Below are 15,959 nucleotides of genomic sequence, written 5' to 3' on the forward strand. Positions count from 1 at the left end.
TTCCGGTGTCGAGCGTCATGCCGCAACCAACTTCTTCAAGATCGAGGTGAAGAATCCCAGCCCGTCGGTGCCGCCGGTGCCGACCTGCGGGTCCACCGCGTGCTCCGGGTGCGGCATCAGGCCGACGACGTTGCCGGCGGCGTTGGTGATGCCGGCGATGTCGCGCAGCGAGCCGTTGGGGTTGACGTCCAGGTAGCGGAAGACGACCCGGCCCTCCGCCTCCAACTCGTCGACCGTGCGCGCGTCCGCGACGAACTGGCCGTCGATGTTCTTCAGCGGGATCTGGATCTCCTGGCCGGCCGTGAAGTCGGTCGTCCAGGCGGTGTTCACGTTCTCGACCCGCAACTTCTGGTCGCGGCAGACGAAGTGCAGATGGTTGTTCCGCAGCATCGCGCCGGGCAGCAGATGCGTCTCGGTAAGAACCTGAAATCCGTTGCAGATACCCAGGACCGGCATGCCGGCCTTGGCCTGTTCGATGATCGATTCCATCACCGGCGAGAAGCGGGAGATCGCTCCGGCCCTGAGATAGTCGCCATACGAGAAGCCGCCGGGCAACACCACGGCGTCGACCTGATGAAGATCCTTGTCCCGGTGCCACAGCGGTACGGCCTCAAGACCCGCGATACGGACCGCGCGCTGGGTGTCGCGGTCGTCGAGGGTGCCCGGGAAGGTGACAACTCCCACGCGTGCGGTCACGACTCGACCTTTACGACGAAGTCCTCAATGACGGTGTTCGCGAGGAACGTTTCCGCCATCTCGCGGATACGGGCGAGGGCGTCGTCGTCGACCGGTCCCTCCACCTCAAGTTCAAAGCGCTTGCCCTGACGTACGTCGGAGATCCCCTCGAAGCCCAGGCGGGGCAGCGCGCGCTGCACGGCCTGGCCCTGCGGGTCAAGGATCTCGGGCTTGAGCATGACGTCGACTACGACGCGTGCCACTGGCACTCCCGGTGGTGTGGTGCGGCTGTGAGTTCTGGGGAGCGACCCCCAGGGACCCGAAGGCAGATGACATAACCCTACATCCCTGCAAAATCTACGCGCATAGATAAGGTGAACCCTCGGTCACGTTTATGCATCGGGGGTGTCGAGCCCTGGGGGAAATCGAGGGGAAAACGTATCGTCCGGATTGCGCGGGGACACGCGGACAGAATTACCGGGGCTTCACAATGCAATGCTCACCGCTGTACAAATGAAAAAGCATTGATCCCTGACCTCCGGAACCCATGCACCGCGGCACGTCAACTGGCGACAGCCGGTGACAGCCAGGCGATGCAGCCCGAAAGGACCGATATCCGTGGCACAGCGTGTAGTGGTCACAGTCTCTGACGACATCGATGGCGGAGAAGCCTCGGAAACGGTCACGTTCGGTCTCGACGGCAGGTCGTACGAGATCGATCTCAACTCTGCCAATGCGAAGAAACTGCGCGGCACTCTCGCCCCGTACGTCGAGGCGGGCCGCAAGCGGTCCCGCTCCGGCAAGACCTACCGGCGCACCGCCGTCGCCCCCGACCCGGCCACCGTGCGGGCCTGGGCCCAGTCGCACGGCATGGAGGTGCCGCCGCGGGGCCGCATCCCCAAGAAGGTCTACGAAGCCTTCAACGAGGCGAGCTGATCGAAGCCACCCGCTCCGGGGCGGCCGGCTGCGCCGACCCCGGAGCGGAAAGGCCGATCGCTTCCCGCTTCCCACCCACCCTCTCGCCCGGTCGCGGAAGCGTCCGCGGGTCGGGCGGGGAGAGCAACCCGAGGCGCCCTTGCGCACCGAGTTGCATCGCACCCCCATTGATCCGCTAGAGTCTGGAGCACGCCGAAGGGCACGGGCCGAAAAGCCCAGAACTTCGATCATGCGGGTGTAGCTCAGTAGTAGAGCGCCCCCTTTCCAAGGGGGAGGCGCAGTGTGCGATCCCTGTCACCCGCTCCACTGCTCAACCGATCCATTCGGGTCAGGTAGAGTGGTCCCCGCGCCGATGAGTGAAAGCTGATCGGTAGCAAACGCGGACGTGGCTCAGTTGGTAGAGCATCACCTTGCCAAGGTGAGGGTCGCGAGTTCGAATCTCGTCGTCCGCTCAGTGAATATGGCGAAGGCCCCGACCATTACGGTCGGGGCCTTCGTCATATGTGCACCCGCGTTGTCCGCGACCGCTCCCGGACTTCCCGGCCCCGCGTGCGACGCGCGGCGCGACGGACACTCCGGTCGGACGCTCGGCCGGCCCCTCGAGCCGCAACCGCCCCATCCCCCCGCCGCGACCGTCCGCCCGCCCGCCCCATCCCATCGGCGACCGTCCGCAGCCGTCCGGCGTCTTCCGCGCGGGTGCGCTACGCCACCCGGGGGGCCGGTCGCCGCCAGGTTCCCCTGCTCCCGCCCGGCCCGGAGGGTGTGGCGATGGCCACAACCTCGCGGTCCCCGGCCAGCTATGCCGGGCAGGTGGACGGTCGGGGCGCGCTCGGGTGCTTCGCTCGCCCGAAACGTTGGCTATAGTAGGACCCGCACCACGCGGAAACGCGCGGCGCATGCGGACGTAGCTCAGTTGGTAGAGCGCAACCTTGCCAAGGTTGAGGTCGCGAGTTCGAGCCTCGTCGTCCGCTCAGGGAAAAGGCCCCCGGTCATCGACCGGGGGCCTTCCGCATGCCCGGGCGTTCGACCAGCGTGCCGGCCCGGCGTCGGGCCGGCACGCTGGCCGGGGCGGGTCAGGACCAGGTCAGGCCCGTGAGCCGTTCGTACGCCTCGACGTACTTCGCGCGGGTCTGCTCGACGACCTCGGCCGGCAGCGGCGGCGGGGGCAGTTCGCCGGTGCGGTCCCAGCCGGAGGCCGGCGAGGTGAGCCAGTCGCGGATGAACTGCTTGTCGAAGGAGGGCTGGTCGCGGCCGGGCTCCCACTGGTCGGCGGGCCAGAACCGGGAGGAGTCCGGGGTCAGCGCCTCGTCGGCGAGGACCAGCCGCTCGCCGTCGTAGCCGAACTCGAACTTGGTGTCGGCCAGGATGATGCCGCGCTCGCGGGCGATGTCGCGGCCCCGGCTGTACAGGGCGAGGGTGGCCTGCCGCAGCTCGGCGGCGCTCTCGGCGCCGACCTGGCGGGCGACCTCCTCGTAGCTGACGTTCTCGTCGTGGTCGCCGACGGCGGCCTTGGTCGCCGGGGTGAAGATCGCGGCGGGCAGTTCGGAGCCGTTGTCCAGCCCCTCGGGCAGGGCGAGGCCGCAGACGGTGCGGTTCTCCGCGTACTCCCGCAGGCCCGAGCCGGCCAGGTAGCCGCGCGCGACGCACTCCACCGGGGCCATCCGCAGCGCCGTGCACACCACGGTGCGGCCGGCCCAGTCCGCGGGGGCCCCGGCGGGGAGGTCCTCCGGGGTGTCGCAGGCCCGCACCACGTGGTGGGGCATGAGGTCGGCGAGCTGGTCGAACCACCACAGGGAGAGCTGGGTGAGGACCCGACCCTTGTCCGGGATCTCGCTGGGCAGCACCCAGTCGTACGCGGAGATCCGGTCGCTGGCGACCATCACCAGCTCGCCGGCCGCGTTCTGGTACAGCTCGCGGACCTTTCCGGTGTGCAGATGCTCAAGACCGGGCACCTGCACGGGCTCGGGCTTCTCGACGAATCCGGACACGGTTCCTCCCGGTGGGTTGGTCCAAGAGCCTCGATTCTCGCGTATCGGGACGCGCGGGGCCGACGTGGGCCCGGTCGCCGGGCCCACGTGGCGGGCGCGCCGGCGTGACGGGCGCCGCTGATCGGGGTACGGGAGCGCCGCTGGTCAGGGCGGTGGGTGGCGGTCTGGGGGCGGGAGGGCGGCGGGAGCGGGGGCGGCGGGTGAGGCGGTGGGCCGCGCTGCTCCGCTCGTGCCGGCCGCGCGGTCAGTCGCGCTTGCAGATGCGGTCGAGCAGGTTGGCCGTGGCGCGCTGGATGCGGGCGTCCACATGGCCCGGGCGGTCCAGCGCCGGTGACCAGGCGAAGGTGCCGGAGGCGAAGACCAGGGCCCCGCTCGGCGCGCGGTAGAGCGAGGTCTCCTGGTGGCGGGGCACGCCGTCGCTGTCCTCGTACGGGGAGTGCGCGAGCAGGATCCGGCGGATGTGCTGCGGCAGGCTGGTGCGCGGGAAGTACCGGTCGGCCTCGCCGGCGACCAGCCCCGGCAGCTCGTCGCCCTCGCCCGCGCCCGTTGCCTCCCACAGCCAGTGGTCGGCGTTGCGGACGACCAGCGGGGCCGGCTCGGGGACCCGGCCCGCGTACTGGATGCCCATCAACTGCTGCTCCGGGCTGCCCAGCTCGCGCCACAGCGCCGGCCGCCCGGGACCGCGGCGCTTGCGGCAGGACAGCAGCCGGTCGGGGCCCATGGGCGAGGGCACCAACTCCACCTGCCAGTACATGGTGTTGGCCGACAGGAAGACCAACGAGGTGCCGGCGTCGCGGGCCTGCTCGACGGTGCGGCGCATGGGAACGGACCAGTACTCGTCGTGCCCGGGGAAGACCAGGCCCCGGTAGCGCGTCGGATCGACCCGACCGGCGTGCAGGTCGCGGGTGTTGGCGTACGCGACGTCGTACCCGTAACGCTCGGCCCAGCGGATGAAGTCGTAGGCGTGCCCCACGTGCAGCGGCAGCCCGGCACTCGCGTACGGACGGTCGAAGGACAGCGTGGTGGCCGCGTCCTCCTCGCCGAGCAGCCGGCCGTCCGTGTCCCACGCGTGGTACAGGCTGGCGCCGGAGCGGCCGTCCTCGGGGTAGAGGTTGTACGCCTGCCAGGTGACGTCGGGCAGCACGAGCAGCAGGTCGGCCGGGTCCTGGTCGCGGACCGTGAACGGGATGTGGCTGCGGAAGCCGTCGCGGATGGTGGTGAGGACGGCGACGTACGCGCCGACCTGCCAGTACGTGGGGACCTGGAGCCGCCAGGAGAGCCACCAGTGGTGACAGGAGACGGTGCGGTCGGCGGCGAGCGGGGCGGGCTGGACGATGCCGGCCAGCCGGGGGCTGGTGGTGATCTTCGAGGCGCCCTCGCCGGCGTAGTGGCCGATGCGGTAGATGTCCACGCTGAATTCCTGCGGCGGATTGACCGTCACCCGGAAGTCGATGGCGTCGCCGGGGGCCACGGCGCCGGCGCTGGCGAACCCCTTGATCTGCCGGTGCACGTCGTCGGCCATCCGTGGGCCGCTGCGGTGGCCGGAGCGGCGCGCGGCGGCGTACGCGCCCCAGCGCGCGTGCAGCCGGTCGTCCGCGTCCCCCGGGCCCGCGTCGTGCGCGCGGGGCAGCGGGAAGGTGCTCGCGCCGGGCGCGTCCACGTGGTCCACGTACCAGGGCACGACGTGCCCGGTGTCGCCGAAGTAGTGCTCGCTCCCCCGCAGCCAGGGCAACGGGCCCATGCCGAACGGGTCCGACACGGCGTGTGCGAGGGCGCCGGATTCCCAGCGCCGGATGTGCTCCGTCCCCACGTGCGCTCCCTCCCTGCGTGCCGCATCCGCGTCCGCACGACCGAGTGCGCCGTACTGTCGGGTCGATGCGGACCAGGCCCCCCGTACGGGAACTCGTCACTCCCCGTCGTCCGGTGTAGGTCACCCCGTCCACCGGCCGGCCCCCGGTAAGCCCCTGCGCTTATCCCTCGAATGACAACGACTGATCCCAGCACATCACATTTCGCGCCCACACCGTCACTGTTCGTCGCGAAATGAAGCAGAGAACTGGCCAACCGACGTCCCCTGGACCGCGCGTACGGAATGCCCGGGGGCGCACGTCACCACGGCAAAAGCGCCCCGAGCGCCTCAGCCCCGGGCACGAGCCGCACGCCCCAACGGGCCACCAACCGGCCAGAGGCACAGGGGCGCGCGCGGGGGGCGGCCACCTCGGCGAGTGGGTTGCCAGCGGGACGGGGGTGGTTGGGGTGGTGCGGGGGCTGAGAGGGATGGGAGGGCTGCGGGTGATCTGGGTGATGTGGGTGTCGAGTGGGTGTGGTGGGGCGGGTTGGCGTGTTCGGGGCATGTGGGCGGAGGTGGGTGGGAGTGAGGCGGGTGCGGGGGTGTGGGTGGGGGGGGTCGGGTGTGGGCGTGGGTTTGGGTGTGAGGTGGCGAGGGAGAGTGTGGCGGGGGTGTGTGGTGCGGTGAGCCGGGGTGGGCGCGGGCCGGTGGAGGCATGGCGCGAGCGCGGGCCGGGTGTAGGCGCGGTGGGTGGGAGGTGCGGGCGAGCGCCGTACGGGGGCGTGGGGGCGTGGGCCCGGTGCCGTACGTGGGGATGGTGGCGCGGGGCGGGCGGCGCGGGGTGTGAGCGCGCCGTGGGTGGGAGCCCGCCGTGTGGGTGGGGGTGCCGCGCGGGGTCGCAGGGGCGTGACGGCCTGCGGGTGTGTACGCGGGTGTGGGTGGGTGGGTGTGTGGGTGTGTGGGTGGGGCGGATGCGGTGGGGTGGGTTAGACCAGACGGATGGGCTTGTCCGGGCGGACGCCCACGCCGCCGAGCCAGGCGCGGAGCGGGTCGGGGTCGCCGTCCTCGGTGAGGCTGAGCACCGGGGCGGTGAGGTCCGTCTTGCGGCTGCCGTCCACCAGGAGGGCCGGCCCGTCGAGCCAGTCGAGGCCGGGTGCGGCGCCCGCGGTGTCCACGGCCGCGCAGCAGACCATCGCCGTGACGTGGTCGGCCAGGAGTTCCCGGCCGGTCCGGGGCGGCTGGAGCGGGAAGAGCGGGGCCAGGCCGTCCAACCACGGTTCGCCGGCCACGCCCTGGCCGCTCGCCGCGAGGCCGGGCGCGCCGCCCGCGGCGGCGGACCGGCGCTGGGCTGCCTCCTCGCGGGCCAGCTCCGAGGAGAGCCGGGCGGCCAGCCGCTCGGCTATCGCCTCCGGGTCGTGCTCGGCGCCGCCCGGGGCGCTCAGCCGGTCGAGGATCCGGTCGAGGGTGGGTTCCGCGCCGAGGTCGGGCTCGAAGCCCGGGCCGTAGCCGCCGCCGGGCGCGCTGGGGACCGGCTCGCCGGCCGGGCGCGGCAGGGTGTCCAGGGCGGCGTGCAGCCGGGCCGCCTCCAGGCGCCACTTGCGGTCCACGACCTCCTCCGGGTACGCGCCCCAGTCCACCGGCGACCAGTCGGGCCCCGGGGTGGCCGGGCCGCCGTGGAACAGCCGGGCCGCCAGCAGCGAGATCGCCTCGTCCACCGCGCCGGGCTCCTCCAGGAGGTCGCAGGCCGGGCGCTCGCCCAGCCGGGAGGCGAAGCCCTCCGCGAGTCGGTCGCGCCGGGACAGCTCGGTGAGCGCCGCCACGACGCCGACGTCCAGTTGCGCGGGCCAGCGGCCCATCCGCCAGGCGGGCAGCGCTACGCGCGTCAGCAGTCGGTCCCAGCCGGCGTACGCGAGGCCCACCTGCTCCTGGGCGGCGATGCGCAGCCCGTAGTCCACGCCCTGCGCGCGCTGGGCCGACGCGGCGGCGACGCCCCGCTCCATCTCGGCGGCGTCGTCCCGGCAGGCGCGCAGCAGCAGCCGCGCCACCCAGCCGACGAAGGCGAGGCCGGGCGAGGGGCCGGCCGGGGCCGGGGCCGCGTGGGGGACGGCGTACGGGGCGGTGTCGGGCGGTTCGGTCTCGTGCGGGGCCGGGTCCGGGCGGGGGTCGGTCGCGGCCAGGGCGACGGCGGCGTCCAGGCTGCGCACGAAGCGGCGGGCGGCGGCGATGTCCGGGTGTGCGGCCGGGCCCGTGCCCGCCACGACCGGGGCGAGCAGCGCGCGCAGCTCGGCGACCCGCATCCACCACAGGAAGGGCGAACCGATCACGAGCACCGGTCCCGTGGGGCCCGTCGCGTCCCGCGGAGCCTCCGCGGGCGCGGGCGGGACCGCGACCTCGAGGGCGAGCCCCGGGGAGCGGGACGGGGCCAGCCGGAGGCGGCCGAACAGCGCGCTGCGGCGGTCCCGGGCGCCGGCCTCGGCGCGTCGCCGGGCGCGCGCCCGGCGCGCTCGCCGCGCTCGCCGCTCCTCATGTGTGCGGTCCTCCAGCCAACTGTCGCAGTCCGGCGTCAGGGCTATCGCCGACGGGGGCGGGACGCCCAGCCGGTCCGCGAGGTCGCGCACCATGCGGTACAGGTCGGGGGCCGACTCCTCGGGGACGGGGACGGTGGGGCTCAGGGCGGGGCGGGCGCGGGCGATGACCACGCCGACGGCCGTGGCCACCGCGAGGGTCAGCACGGCGACGCCGATCGCCACCCAGCGGGCGGTCCGCCAGCCGCTCCCCGAGCCGCCGATGTGCCCGGTGGCGCCGCCGGCGACGAGGACGACCGCGACGGCGGCCGGCAGCAGCGCCACGGCCTGCGCCGTGCCGCGCACGCGCAGCACCGCGAGCGCCCGCGCTCGGGCCCCGGGTGTCTCTGCTTTCGGACCTGCCATGAGTCTGACCACCCCCTACTGCCCTGCGGTGAGTGCGACAGCGGATGCCGCCGGCGTGCGTACCCCACCACTGTCGCACCGGCTACTGACACCGCAATGTCGGTGTGCGAAGGGCCCCCTGTCCGTACGGAAGCCGCTGCGCCAGTTGCCGCAGCGTGGCTCCGCGGCAGACTAGTTGGGGCGGGCAAACACGTCACCCAGATAGCCAGCCGCTCACTCGATGGAATGGCATCGGCCAGGGGTAGGAACCATTCCGGTCAGTGAGCGGAACCCGCGCCCCATGGGGCGGACGCCGGCGCACTCGGCCCCCGCGCGGGCCCTCCGGAGCGCCGCCCACCGGGCGCGAGGTGGCGGGCACGCCGGCGCCGGGCGCCTGGCCGGGCGGGCGCGTGGGCGCGTGGGCGCGTGGGCCGGCAAGCGGAGGCGCCGCGTGAGCGGGCGGCGCGGGCGCGCGCGGCGGGCTACCCGGCTGGGGACGGTCGCGGACCGTGGCCCGGAGGGCGGTTCGGGCGGCGGCTGCGGGGCGTGGGCCCTCGGGTGCGGCTGTGCCCGGGGCACGCCGGCGCGCGGGCGCGGGCGTGCCCGCCCCCGGCGGACGGGGGGCGGTCACGGGCGGAACTACTCGGGGTCGGCCGCGCGAACGGAACTACTCGGGGTCGGCCGCGCGGGCGGCGATGTCCGTCCGGTGGTGGGAGCCGTCGAGTTCGATCAGCTTCACCGCCTCGTACGCGCGCCCCCGGGCCTTCGCCAGGTTGGAGCCGGTGGCCGTCACGGACAGCACCCGGCCGCCGGCGCTCACGATGTCGCCCGTCTCGCTCAGCTTCGTGCCGGCGTGCAGCACGTACGTCTTGTCGCGCCCGGCGGCCTCGGTCAGGCCCGTGATGGGGTCGCCGGTGCGCGGCGTGCCGGGGTAGTTGTGCGAGGCGATGACGACGGTGACCGCCGCGCCGTCGCTCCAGCGCAGCGGCGGCTCCATCTCCAGCGTGCCGGTCGCGGCCCGCAGCAACACGCTGGCCAGCGGCGTCTTCAGGCGGGCCAGGACGACCTGGGTCTCCGGGTCGCCGAAGCGGGCGTTGAACTCGATGACCCGCACGCCGCGCGAGGTGATCGCGAGCCCGGCGTAGAGCAGTCCGGCGAACGGCGTGCCGCGGCGGCGCAGTTCGTCGACGGTCGGCTGGAGGACGGTGGTGAGCACCTCGTCGACCAGCTTGGGGTCGGCCCACGGCAGCGGCGAGTAGGCGCCCATGCCGCCGGTGTTCGGGCCCTCGTCCCCGTCGTAGGCGCGCTTGAAGTCCTGCGCGGGCTGGAGCGGGAGGACGGTCTCGCCGTCGGTGATCGCGAACAGCGACACCTCGGGGCCGTCCAGGAACTCCTCGATGACCACGCGGTCGCAGGCCAGCGCGTGCGCGCGGGCGGCGGCCGGGTCGGAGGTGACAACGACGCCCTTGCCCGCCGCGAGGCCGTCGTCCTTGACGACGTAGGGCGGCCCGAAGGCGTCCAACGCCTCGTCCACCTCGGCGGCGTTGACGCACACGTAGGCGCGCGCCGTGGGCACGCCGGCGGCGGCCATCACGTCCTTGGCGAACGCCTTGGAGCCTTCGAGGCGGGCCGCCGCCGCGGACGGGCCGAAGCACGGGATGCCACGGTCGCGCACGGTGTCGGCGACCCCGGCGACCAGGGGCGCCTCGGGGCCGACCACGACGAGGTCCACGCCGAGCGTGCCGGCGAGCTCGGCGACCGCGGTGCCGTCGAGGGCGTTCACCTGGTGCAGCTCGGCGACCTCGGCGATGCCGGCGTTGCCGGGGGCGCAGTGCAGGGCGGTGACGTCGGGGTCGAGAGACAGTGAGCGGCACAGGGCGTGTTCGCGGGCGCCGCCGCCGATGACGAGGACCTTCACGGGCCCCACCCTAAACGTCGCGGCCACGGGCCCTTAACCCGCGGCGCGGCGACGACGCCCCGGGAACGGCGCGGAACCCGCACGCCGGCGCGGCCCCACCCGCCCCTCGGCCCCCTCCGCGCCCCGTACGCCCTCCGCTCCGCGCGCCCCGCCGCCGCGCCACCGACCCGCGCGCCACCTCGCCCCGAGCGAGCGCACCGGTTCGCGGCGGACCGCCGCGCGGGGGGCCGCGGTACGACGCGCGAGGGGCCCACGGTCCGACACGCGGGGGGCCCGTGGTCCGACACGCGGGGGGCCCGTGGTCCGACGTACACGGCGGTCTCGGCCCGTCGTACGACAGGAGGATCGGTCCGTCGTACGAGGGAGGCCGGGGTCCGTAACGCGGGGGTGGGGCCGCGCGTTACGAGGGGGCCGGGGGTCGTGCCGGGTGGAGGCGGGGCGGCTGGGGTGCGGGCCGGCCACTCTTTCGGGTGAGACACGCTCGACCCTATTTCCGACATAAAGCCGGTTCTGGCCGCATTTTGGGGTGATGTTCCCCGTTCTAAGGCGCAATGCCAGCCGTTCGGCGGTAGGAAGATGGCTGCGCTCCGCCTAGGGCTCCGGGGCGCGCCGCCCCGACCGGGCGGCCCACCACCGGGCCCGGCCGCCCCGGGGCCACCGCTCGCGGGGCGGGGAGCCGGCGGCACGGACGGACGTCGCGTACGCACGGCGCCGTGCGGGCGGCGCGCGGGACGGCGCGTACGGGAGGTGCGCGGGCAGCCGCGCGGGCGGCGGGTTCGACCGTCGGCCGGGCGCCGGGGCGCCGGGCCCGTGGCGCGGGTGGCAGGCGGACGCGTCGGCGTGGGGCCGGCGGGGACGAACGGGCAGAGGCAACGGACGCGAGCGACGAGCATGGGCGGCGGGCAACCGGTCGCGGGCACAGCAGCACGTGCGGAGCAGCAGCCATCGAGGGCGCGGGGCCGGTGCCGCCGCGCGCCGCAGGGCCGGCCGGTCGGCGGGGCGGCCGGCCGGAACGCAGTCAGCCAGGACGCAGGGAGTGCACGGGTGAGTCAGCCGGAGATGCGACCCGAGGGGCTTCCGCGCGGCGAAGGTGGAACGAGTGGGACCGGCGCGGCGGGTGGGGGCGGTGAGTCCGGTGGCGGCTGCGGTGGCCCGGGAGCGCCGGGTGGCCCCGGAGGTCCGATGGGACCCGGTGGGCCGGACGACGGCTCGGGGGCCGGCGATCACTGGCCGTCCGGCGACGACGGCCGGGACCCGCACGCGGGGCGGCCGGGCGGCCGGGCGGCGCGGGCCGGCGACGAGCCGCACGGTGGATGGCGGGCGGCCCGGCGGCGCCCGGCCGACCTGCTGGGCCGGCCGATCCCGCTCGGCGACTGGGGCGAGCCGACGGAGCGCCTGGACGAGTTGTACCGGTGGGCCGAGGAGGGGGCGCTGCGGGTCGCCGACTGGTACCTCGCCGACCGGGCGTGGAAGCGGCGCGCGGCGCGGGCGTTGCGCGCCGGCGCCGCGCTGGCGGCGACGGTGGGCGCCGTGCTCCCCCTGTTGGAGCTGACCCACACGCTGAGCGCCGGCGCGGCCTGGGGCTGCCTCGCGCTGGTCGCCGCCGTCGCGTGCCTGGCCTGCGACCGGTTCTTCGGGCTCACCTCGGGATGGATGCGGGACATGGCCACGGCGCAGGCGGTGCACCGGCGGCTGGAGGCCCTCCAGTTCGACTGGTCGGTGGAGAGCGTCCGCGAGGTGCTGGGCCCCACCGACGGCACCGCGAGCGAGGCGGCGGAGCGCTGCCTCGGGGTGTTGCGGCGCTTCGTGGAGGACGTCACGGAGTTGGTGCGGGCCGAGACGGCGGACTGGATGATCGAGTTCGGGTCGCGCTCGGCGCCGTTGAGCACCCAGTCGCTGGCGTGGCACGCCCGCCCGGAGTCGGGCACTCCGCTCAGTCGGCTGCTGCTGCCCCCCGGCACCCGGCCCAACATGCCGCGCCAGCGCCCGCCCGAGTCCCCCCGCTAGCGGCGCGACCGCCAACGCCGAAAGCGCGACCGCGACCGGCCGTCCGAGGGGACGGCCGGTCAGGCGCCGGTCCAGCGGCGGGCGGTCAGCTGAAGACGATCATCGAGCCCTGGCCCAGGCTGCGGGTCGCGGCGGCGTGCAGCGACAGCCACACGTGGCGCTCCCGCGCGAACGGGCTGTCCTCGTACGGGATCGGGGCCGCCGGCTCCTCCAGGTCGGTGGGGCGGGCCGGCGGGGCGGGCGGCGCGGGCGGGTTGGCCGGGTCGATGCCCAGCGCCGGGCCCACTTCGAGGAGTTCGCGCAGCAGGCCGTGGCTGGAGCCGAGCGGGCCGCCGCCTTCGAGGAGGCCGTCGTTGGACAGCGGGCTCGCGAAGTCGACCGGGACGTACGCGCCGGCGTGGTCGTAGTGCCACACCAGGTGGGACTCCTGGGCCGTGCTCTCGAACATCTCCAGCAACTGCTCGTAGTCGCCGCCGAGTTCGTCGACCGGCGTGACCTCGAGGCCGCAGACCCGGAGCAGGTAGGCGCGGCGCAGGTAGTGCAGGGCGTCGTAGTCGAACCCGGCGATCGGCGCGACCGCGCCGGAGAGTCCGGGGGTGTAGCCGAAGACGGGCACCGGGGGCAGTCCGGCCTCGCCGAGCGCCTGGTCGTACGCGGCGATCTCCTCGGCGAACGGGTTGTCGGGGCTATGGCAGAGGACGTCGACGAGCGGGACCAGCCAGAGGTCACATGCCACGTGTACTCACTCTCGTTGGCAGCGGTCGAGCCAGCGTAATGCCCGGCCACCGCTGCGCGAAGGGTGCCGACGGACAACGCCGCACCCCGGCCCCGCGCCCGCCCCGCCCGCGGTCCCGCCCCGCGAACGCCGTACGAACACCGGGCGAACGACACCCCGCGCCACCGCCACTCCCCCGCCCGCGCGAGCCCGCCAACGCGTAAGCCCACCAACGCGTAAGCCACCACCAGCGAAGCCCGCCCGCGCGGGGCGCGGGATGCGAAGCTCAGGGCACGAAGGTCAGGACGCGAAGCTCAGTGCGTGGGGGCGGGGCGCGGGCCCGGGAGGGAGTCGACCAGGGAGAGGCTGTGCGCGTTGTACGCGGCCACGATCTCCTCGGCGGTCTTCACGTCGCGCCGGGTGATCGCCTCCACCAGCTCGCAGTGGCCGGCCCACAGCTTCCCGCGCAGGTCCGGCGCGCGCCGCAGGTACGGCACGCTGAACACCCAGCTCTGCACGCGCACCCGCTCCAGGATGCCGGAGATGTACGAGTTGCCCACCAGCCCGCTCAGCTCGCGCCAGAACCGCAGGTCGTAGCCGATGAGGATGTCGAGGTCGCCACCACGGGCGGCCCGCTCGGCCTCCTCCGCGCGGCGCCGTACCGACGCGAGCGCCTGCGGCGTCGTGGAGTCCATGGCGGTGGCGACCGAGCGCCGGAACATGCCCTCCACGATGAGCGTGCGCGCCTCGACCATGTCGCGGTAGTCGCCGATGGTGAACTCGTGGACCCGGTAGCCGCGGTGCTCCTCCACGTCCAGCAGGCCCTGCGCGCACAGGTCGAGCAGCGCCTCGCGGACCGGCGTCGCGGAGACCCCGTACTGCTCGGCCATCTCCTTGACCGTGAACTGCTGCCCGGCCGGTAGCCGCCCCGCCAGCACCTCGTCGCGCAGCGCGTCGGCTATCTGCTGCCGCAGCGTGCTGCGCTTGACCTGGCTGGTGCCGGGCATGGGTCCGTCTCCTTCCACGGCCGCCCGCGTGATGTGGGGTTCCGCCGGCGCACGAGCCGGCGGACAAGCGAGCGGCCCCCGCATCACGATATGCGAGGGCCGTTGCGCGGAGTGTGGAGGTGTTGCACGGAGTGCAGTGCTCTGGCCCGAGGATGGGCGGTCTGGCGAAGAACTCCGTGGGATTGTGTGCGAACCGGTGTGGGCAACGTTACGTCCCCGCGCCGTCCCCCTCGAACGGGCGCGGACGGCCCGTACGGACCGCCCGCGCTGACCGCTCGTACGGACCGCCCGCGCGGCCCCTCGGGACGGCTCCGGCTAGCCGACGACGTGCGCGTCCGCCACGGCGAGCGCCTCGTCCAGGATGGCCAGGCCGTCCTTGGTCTCCGCCGCGGAGATCGTGCACGGCGGCACCACGTGCGTGCGGTTCATGACCACCGACGGCCACAGCCCGCCCCGCTTGACCGCCGCCGCGAAGTCGACCATCGGCTGGTTGGCCGGCCCGCTCGCGTTGTACGGCACCAGCGGCTCCCGGGTCTCCGGGTTCCGGACCAGCTCGACCGCCCAGAACACGCCGAGGCCACGCACCTCGCCGACCGACGGGTGGCGCTCGGCGATCTCGCGCAGCCCGGGGCCGATGACCTGCTCGCCGATGGTGGCGGCGTTGTCCACGATGCCCTCGTCCTCCATCGCGGTCAGCGTGGCGACGACGGAGGCGCAGGCCAGCGGGTGTCCGGAGTAGGTGAGCCCGCCCGGGTAGGGCCGCTGGTCGAAGGTGGCGGCGATCTCGGCGGAGATGGCGACGCCGCCGATCGGCACGTAGCCGGAGTTGACGCCCTTGGCGAAGGTCAGCAGGTCGGGCGTGACGTCCCAGTGGTCGCGCGCGAACCAGCGGCCGGTGCGCCCGAAGCCGGCCATGACCTCGTCGAGGATGAGGACGATCCCGTACTCGTCGCAGATCTCCCGGACGCCGGCCAGGTAGCCGGGCGGCGGCGGCATGATGCCGGCCGTGCCCGGGACGGTCTCCAGGATGATCGCGGCGATGGTCTGCGGGCCCTCGAAGGTGATGGTGTCCGCGAGGTGGCGCAGCGCGCGGTCGCGCTCCTGCTCCTCGGTCTCGGCGTGGAACGGCGAGCGGTAGAGGAACGGCGCCCAGAAGTGCACGACGCCCGCCGACGCGCTGTCCGAGGCCCACCGGCGCGGGTCGCCGGTCAGGTTGATCGCGGCGTTGGTGGCCCCGTGGTACGAGCGGTACGCGGAGAGCGCCTTGGGGCGCCCGGTGTGCACCCGCGCCATCCGTACGGCGTTCTCGACCGCCTCGGCGCCGCCGTTGGTGAAGAAGATCTTGTCGAGGTCGCCGGGGGTGCGCTGGGCGATCAGCCGGGCCGCCTCGGAGCGCACGTCCACCGCGAAGCCGGGCGCGAGCGTGCACATCTTCGCCGCCTGCTCCTGGATGGCGGCCACGACCTTCGGGTGCTGGTGCCCGATGTTGGTGTTGACGAGTTGCGAGGAGAAGTCGAGGAAGCGGTTGCCGTCGTAGTCCCAGAAGTAGGAGCCCTCGGCCCCGGCGATGGCCGGCGGGTCGATCTGGCCCTGTGCCGACCAGGAGTGGAAGACGTGCGCGCGGTCGGCGGCCTTGACCGCGGCACCGGTGGTGGGATCGGGGGCGGGGGCGGGGTGCGTGGACACGTTTCGGTACCTCAATCGCTCGCGGCTCGGTGGACGGCGCCGGCGGTACGGCGGGGTGCGGGGCCGGTCTCCTCAGCCTAGGGAGGCCGGCGCGGGCCGGATACCGGCACTTCGTATGGTGCTCGCCACCCGCCTGGACACGTTGCCGGGCCCCGGCACGGGCGGTGCGGCCCGGGCCTGAGTACGGATACGGGTACGCGCACGAGTACGGATACGGGTACGCGGACGGGGGCTGGCGCGGGCACCATCGACCCAGCGTCGCGCACCGACCCGGTGCGGCGGGAGGCCCGGGAACGCGTTACCGGCCGGTTTCCGGGGCCGTCTGTCCC

11 protein-coding genes and 3 tRNA genes are annotated in these 15,959 nt (G+C 74.2%); 5 read left to right on the forward strand and 9 right to left on the reverse strand.

Annotation, left to right across the window (positions count from 1 at the left end; all coding sequences use genetic code 11):
• Positions 1–15 precede the first annotated feature (15 nt).
• Both purQ and purS read right to left on the reverse strand, forming a co-directional pair.
• Complete coding sequence (purQ, locus tag AC3CHW_RS14850) at positions 16–696, reverse strand: phosphoribosylformylglycinamidine synthase subunit PurQ (protein ID WP_398608672.1); 681 nt, start codon at positions 694–696, stop codon at positions 16–18.
• Entirely contained in the window at positions 693–938 is a 246-nt protein-coding gene (gene purS / locus AC3CHW_RS14855; protein WP_176163165.1) for a phosphoribosylformylglycinamidine synthase subunit PurS, read from the reverse strand. The genes purQ and purS overlap by 4 nt, the downstream gene beginning before the upstream one ends.
• Positions 939–1,293: 355 nt before the next feature.
• Here purS and AC3CHW_RS14860 point away from each other — a divergent pair, with 355 nt between their 5' ends.
• The 4 genes from AC3CHW_RS14860 to AC3CHW_RS14875 all read left to right on the forward strand — a co-directional run bounded on the left by AC3CHW_RS14860 (position 1,294) and on the right by AC3CHW_RS14875 (position 2,582).
• A complete protein-coding gene (locus AC3CHW_RS14860; RefSeq protein WP_176163164.1) occupies positions 1,294–1,611 on the forward strand; it encodes a histone-like nucleoid-structuring protein Lsr2 in 318 nt (105 codons plus the stop codon).
• 231 nt (positions 1,612–1,842) lie between these two features.
• Positions 1,843–1,917: transfer RNA gene (locus tag AC3CHW_RS14865), tRNA-Gly, on the forward strand.
• 73 nt (positions 1,918–1,990) lie between these two features.
• Positions 1,991–2,063: transfer RNA gene (locus AC3CHW_RS14870), tRNA-Gly, on the forward strand.
• A 446-nt stretch (positions 2,064–2,509) separates the two neighbouring features.
• Positions 2,510–2,582 (forward strand) — tRNA-Gly (locus tag AC3CHW_RS14875).
• 102 nt (positions 2,583–2,684) lie between these two features.
• Here AC3CHW_RS14875 and AC3CHW_RS14880 read toward each other — a convergent pair.
• From AC3CHW_RS14880 to purD, 4 genes are all read right to left on the reverse strand, one after another.
• The gene (locus AC3CHW_RS14880; RefSeq protein WP_488470746.1) at positions 2,685–3,599 is read right to left on the reverse strand and encodes a phosphoribosylaminoimidazolesuccinocarboxamide synthase; all 915 of its coding nucleotides are present in this window, start codon (positions 3,597–3,599) and stop codon (positions 2,685–2,687) included.
• Positions 3,600–3,843: 244 nt separating this feature from the next.
• Complete coding sequence (locus AC3CHW_RS14885) at positions 3,844–5,409, reverse strand: N,N-dimethylformamidase beta subunit family domain-containing protein (protein ID WP_488470747.1); 1,566 nt, start codon at positions 5,407–5,409, stop codon at positions 3,844–3,846.
• 965 nt (positions 5,410–6,374) lie between these two features.
• Entirely contained in the window at positions 6,375–8,318 is a 1,944-nt protein-coding gene (locus tag AC3CHW_RS14890) for a hypothetical protein (RefSeq protein ID WP_488470748.1), read from the reverse strand.
• Positions 8,319–8,964: 646 nt separating this feature from the next.
• Positions 8,965–10,215 carry a phosphoribosylamine--glycine ligase gene (gene purD / locus AC3CHW_RS14895; protein ID WP_488470749.1) on the reverse strand — a complete coding sequence of 417 codons (1,251 nt, stop codon included), beginning with the start codon at positions 10,213–10,215 and terminating at the stop codon, positions 8,965–8,967.
• A 1,044-nt stretch (positions 10,216–11,259) separates the two neighbouring features.
• On the opposite strand from purD, the gene AC3CHW_RS14900 reads away from it, so the two are divergent.
• Positions 11,260–12,222 (forward strand): SLATT domain-containing protein, encoded by a 963-nt coding sequence (locus tag AC3CHW_RS14900; protein ID WP_459247009.1) that lies wholly within the window; start codon positions 11,260–11,262, stop codon positions 12,220–12,222.
• An 85-nt stretch (positions 12,223–12,307) separates the two neighbouring features.
• On the opposite strand, the gene AC3CHW_RS14905 is transcribed toward AC3CHW_RS14900, so the two are convergent.
• From AC3CHW_RS14905 to AC3CHW_RS14915, 3 genes are all read right to left on the reverse strand, one after another.
• Complete coding sequence (locus AC3CHW_RS14905; protein ID WP_176163159.1) at positions 12,308–12,958, reverse strand: hypothetical protein; 651 nt, start codon at positions 12,956–12,958, stop codon at positions 12,308–12,310.
• 293 nt (positions 12,959–13,251) lie between these two features.
• Positions 13,252–13,944, reverse strand: coding sequence for a GntR family transcriptional regulator (locus AC3CHW_RS14910; RefSeq protein WP_398608667.1), 693 nt, complete (start codon positions 13,942–13,944; stop codon positions 13,252–13,254).
• A 315-nt stretch (positions 13,945–14,259) separates the two neighbouring features.
• The gene (locus tag AC3CHW_RS14915) at positions 14,260–15,630 is read right to left on the reverse strand and encodes an aminotransferase class III-fold pyridoxal phosphate-dependent enzyme (protein ID WP_488470750.1); all 1,371 of its coding nucleotides are present in this window, start codon (positions 15,628–15,630) and stop codon (positions 14,260–14,262) included.
• Positions 15,631–15,959: the final 329 nt, after the last annotated feature.

The organism is Streptomyces sp. MGP-BFMKR1 (assembly GCF_057766585.1).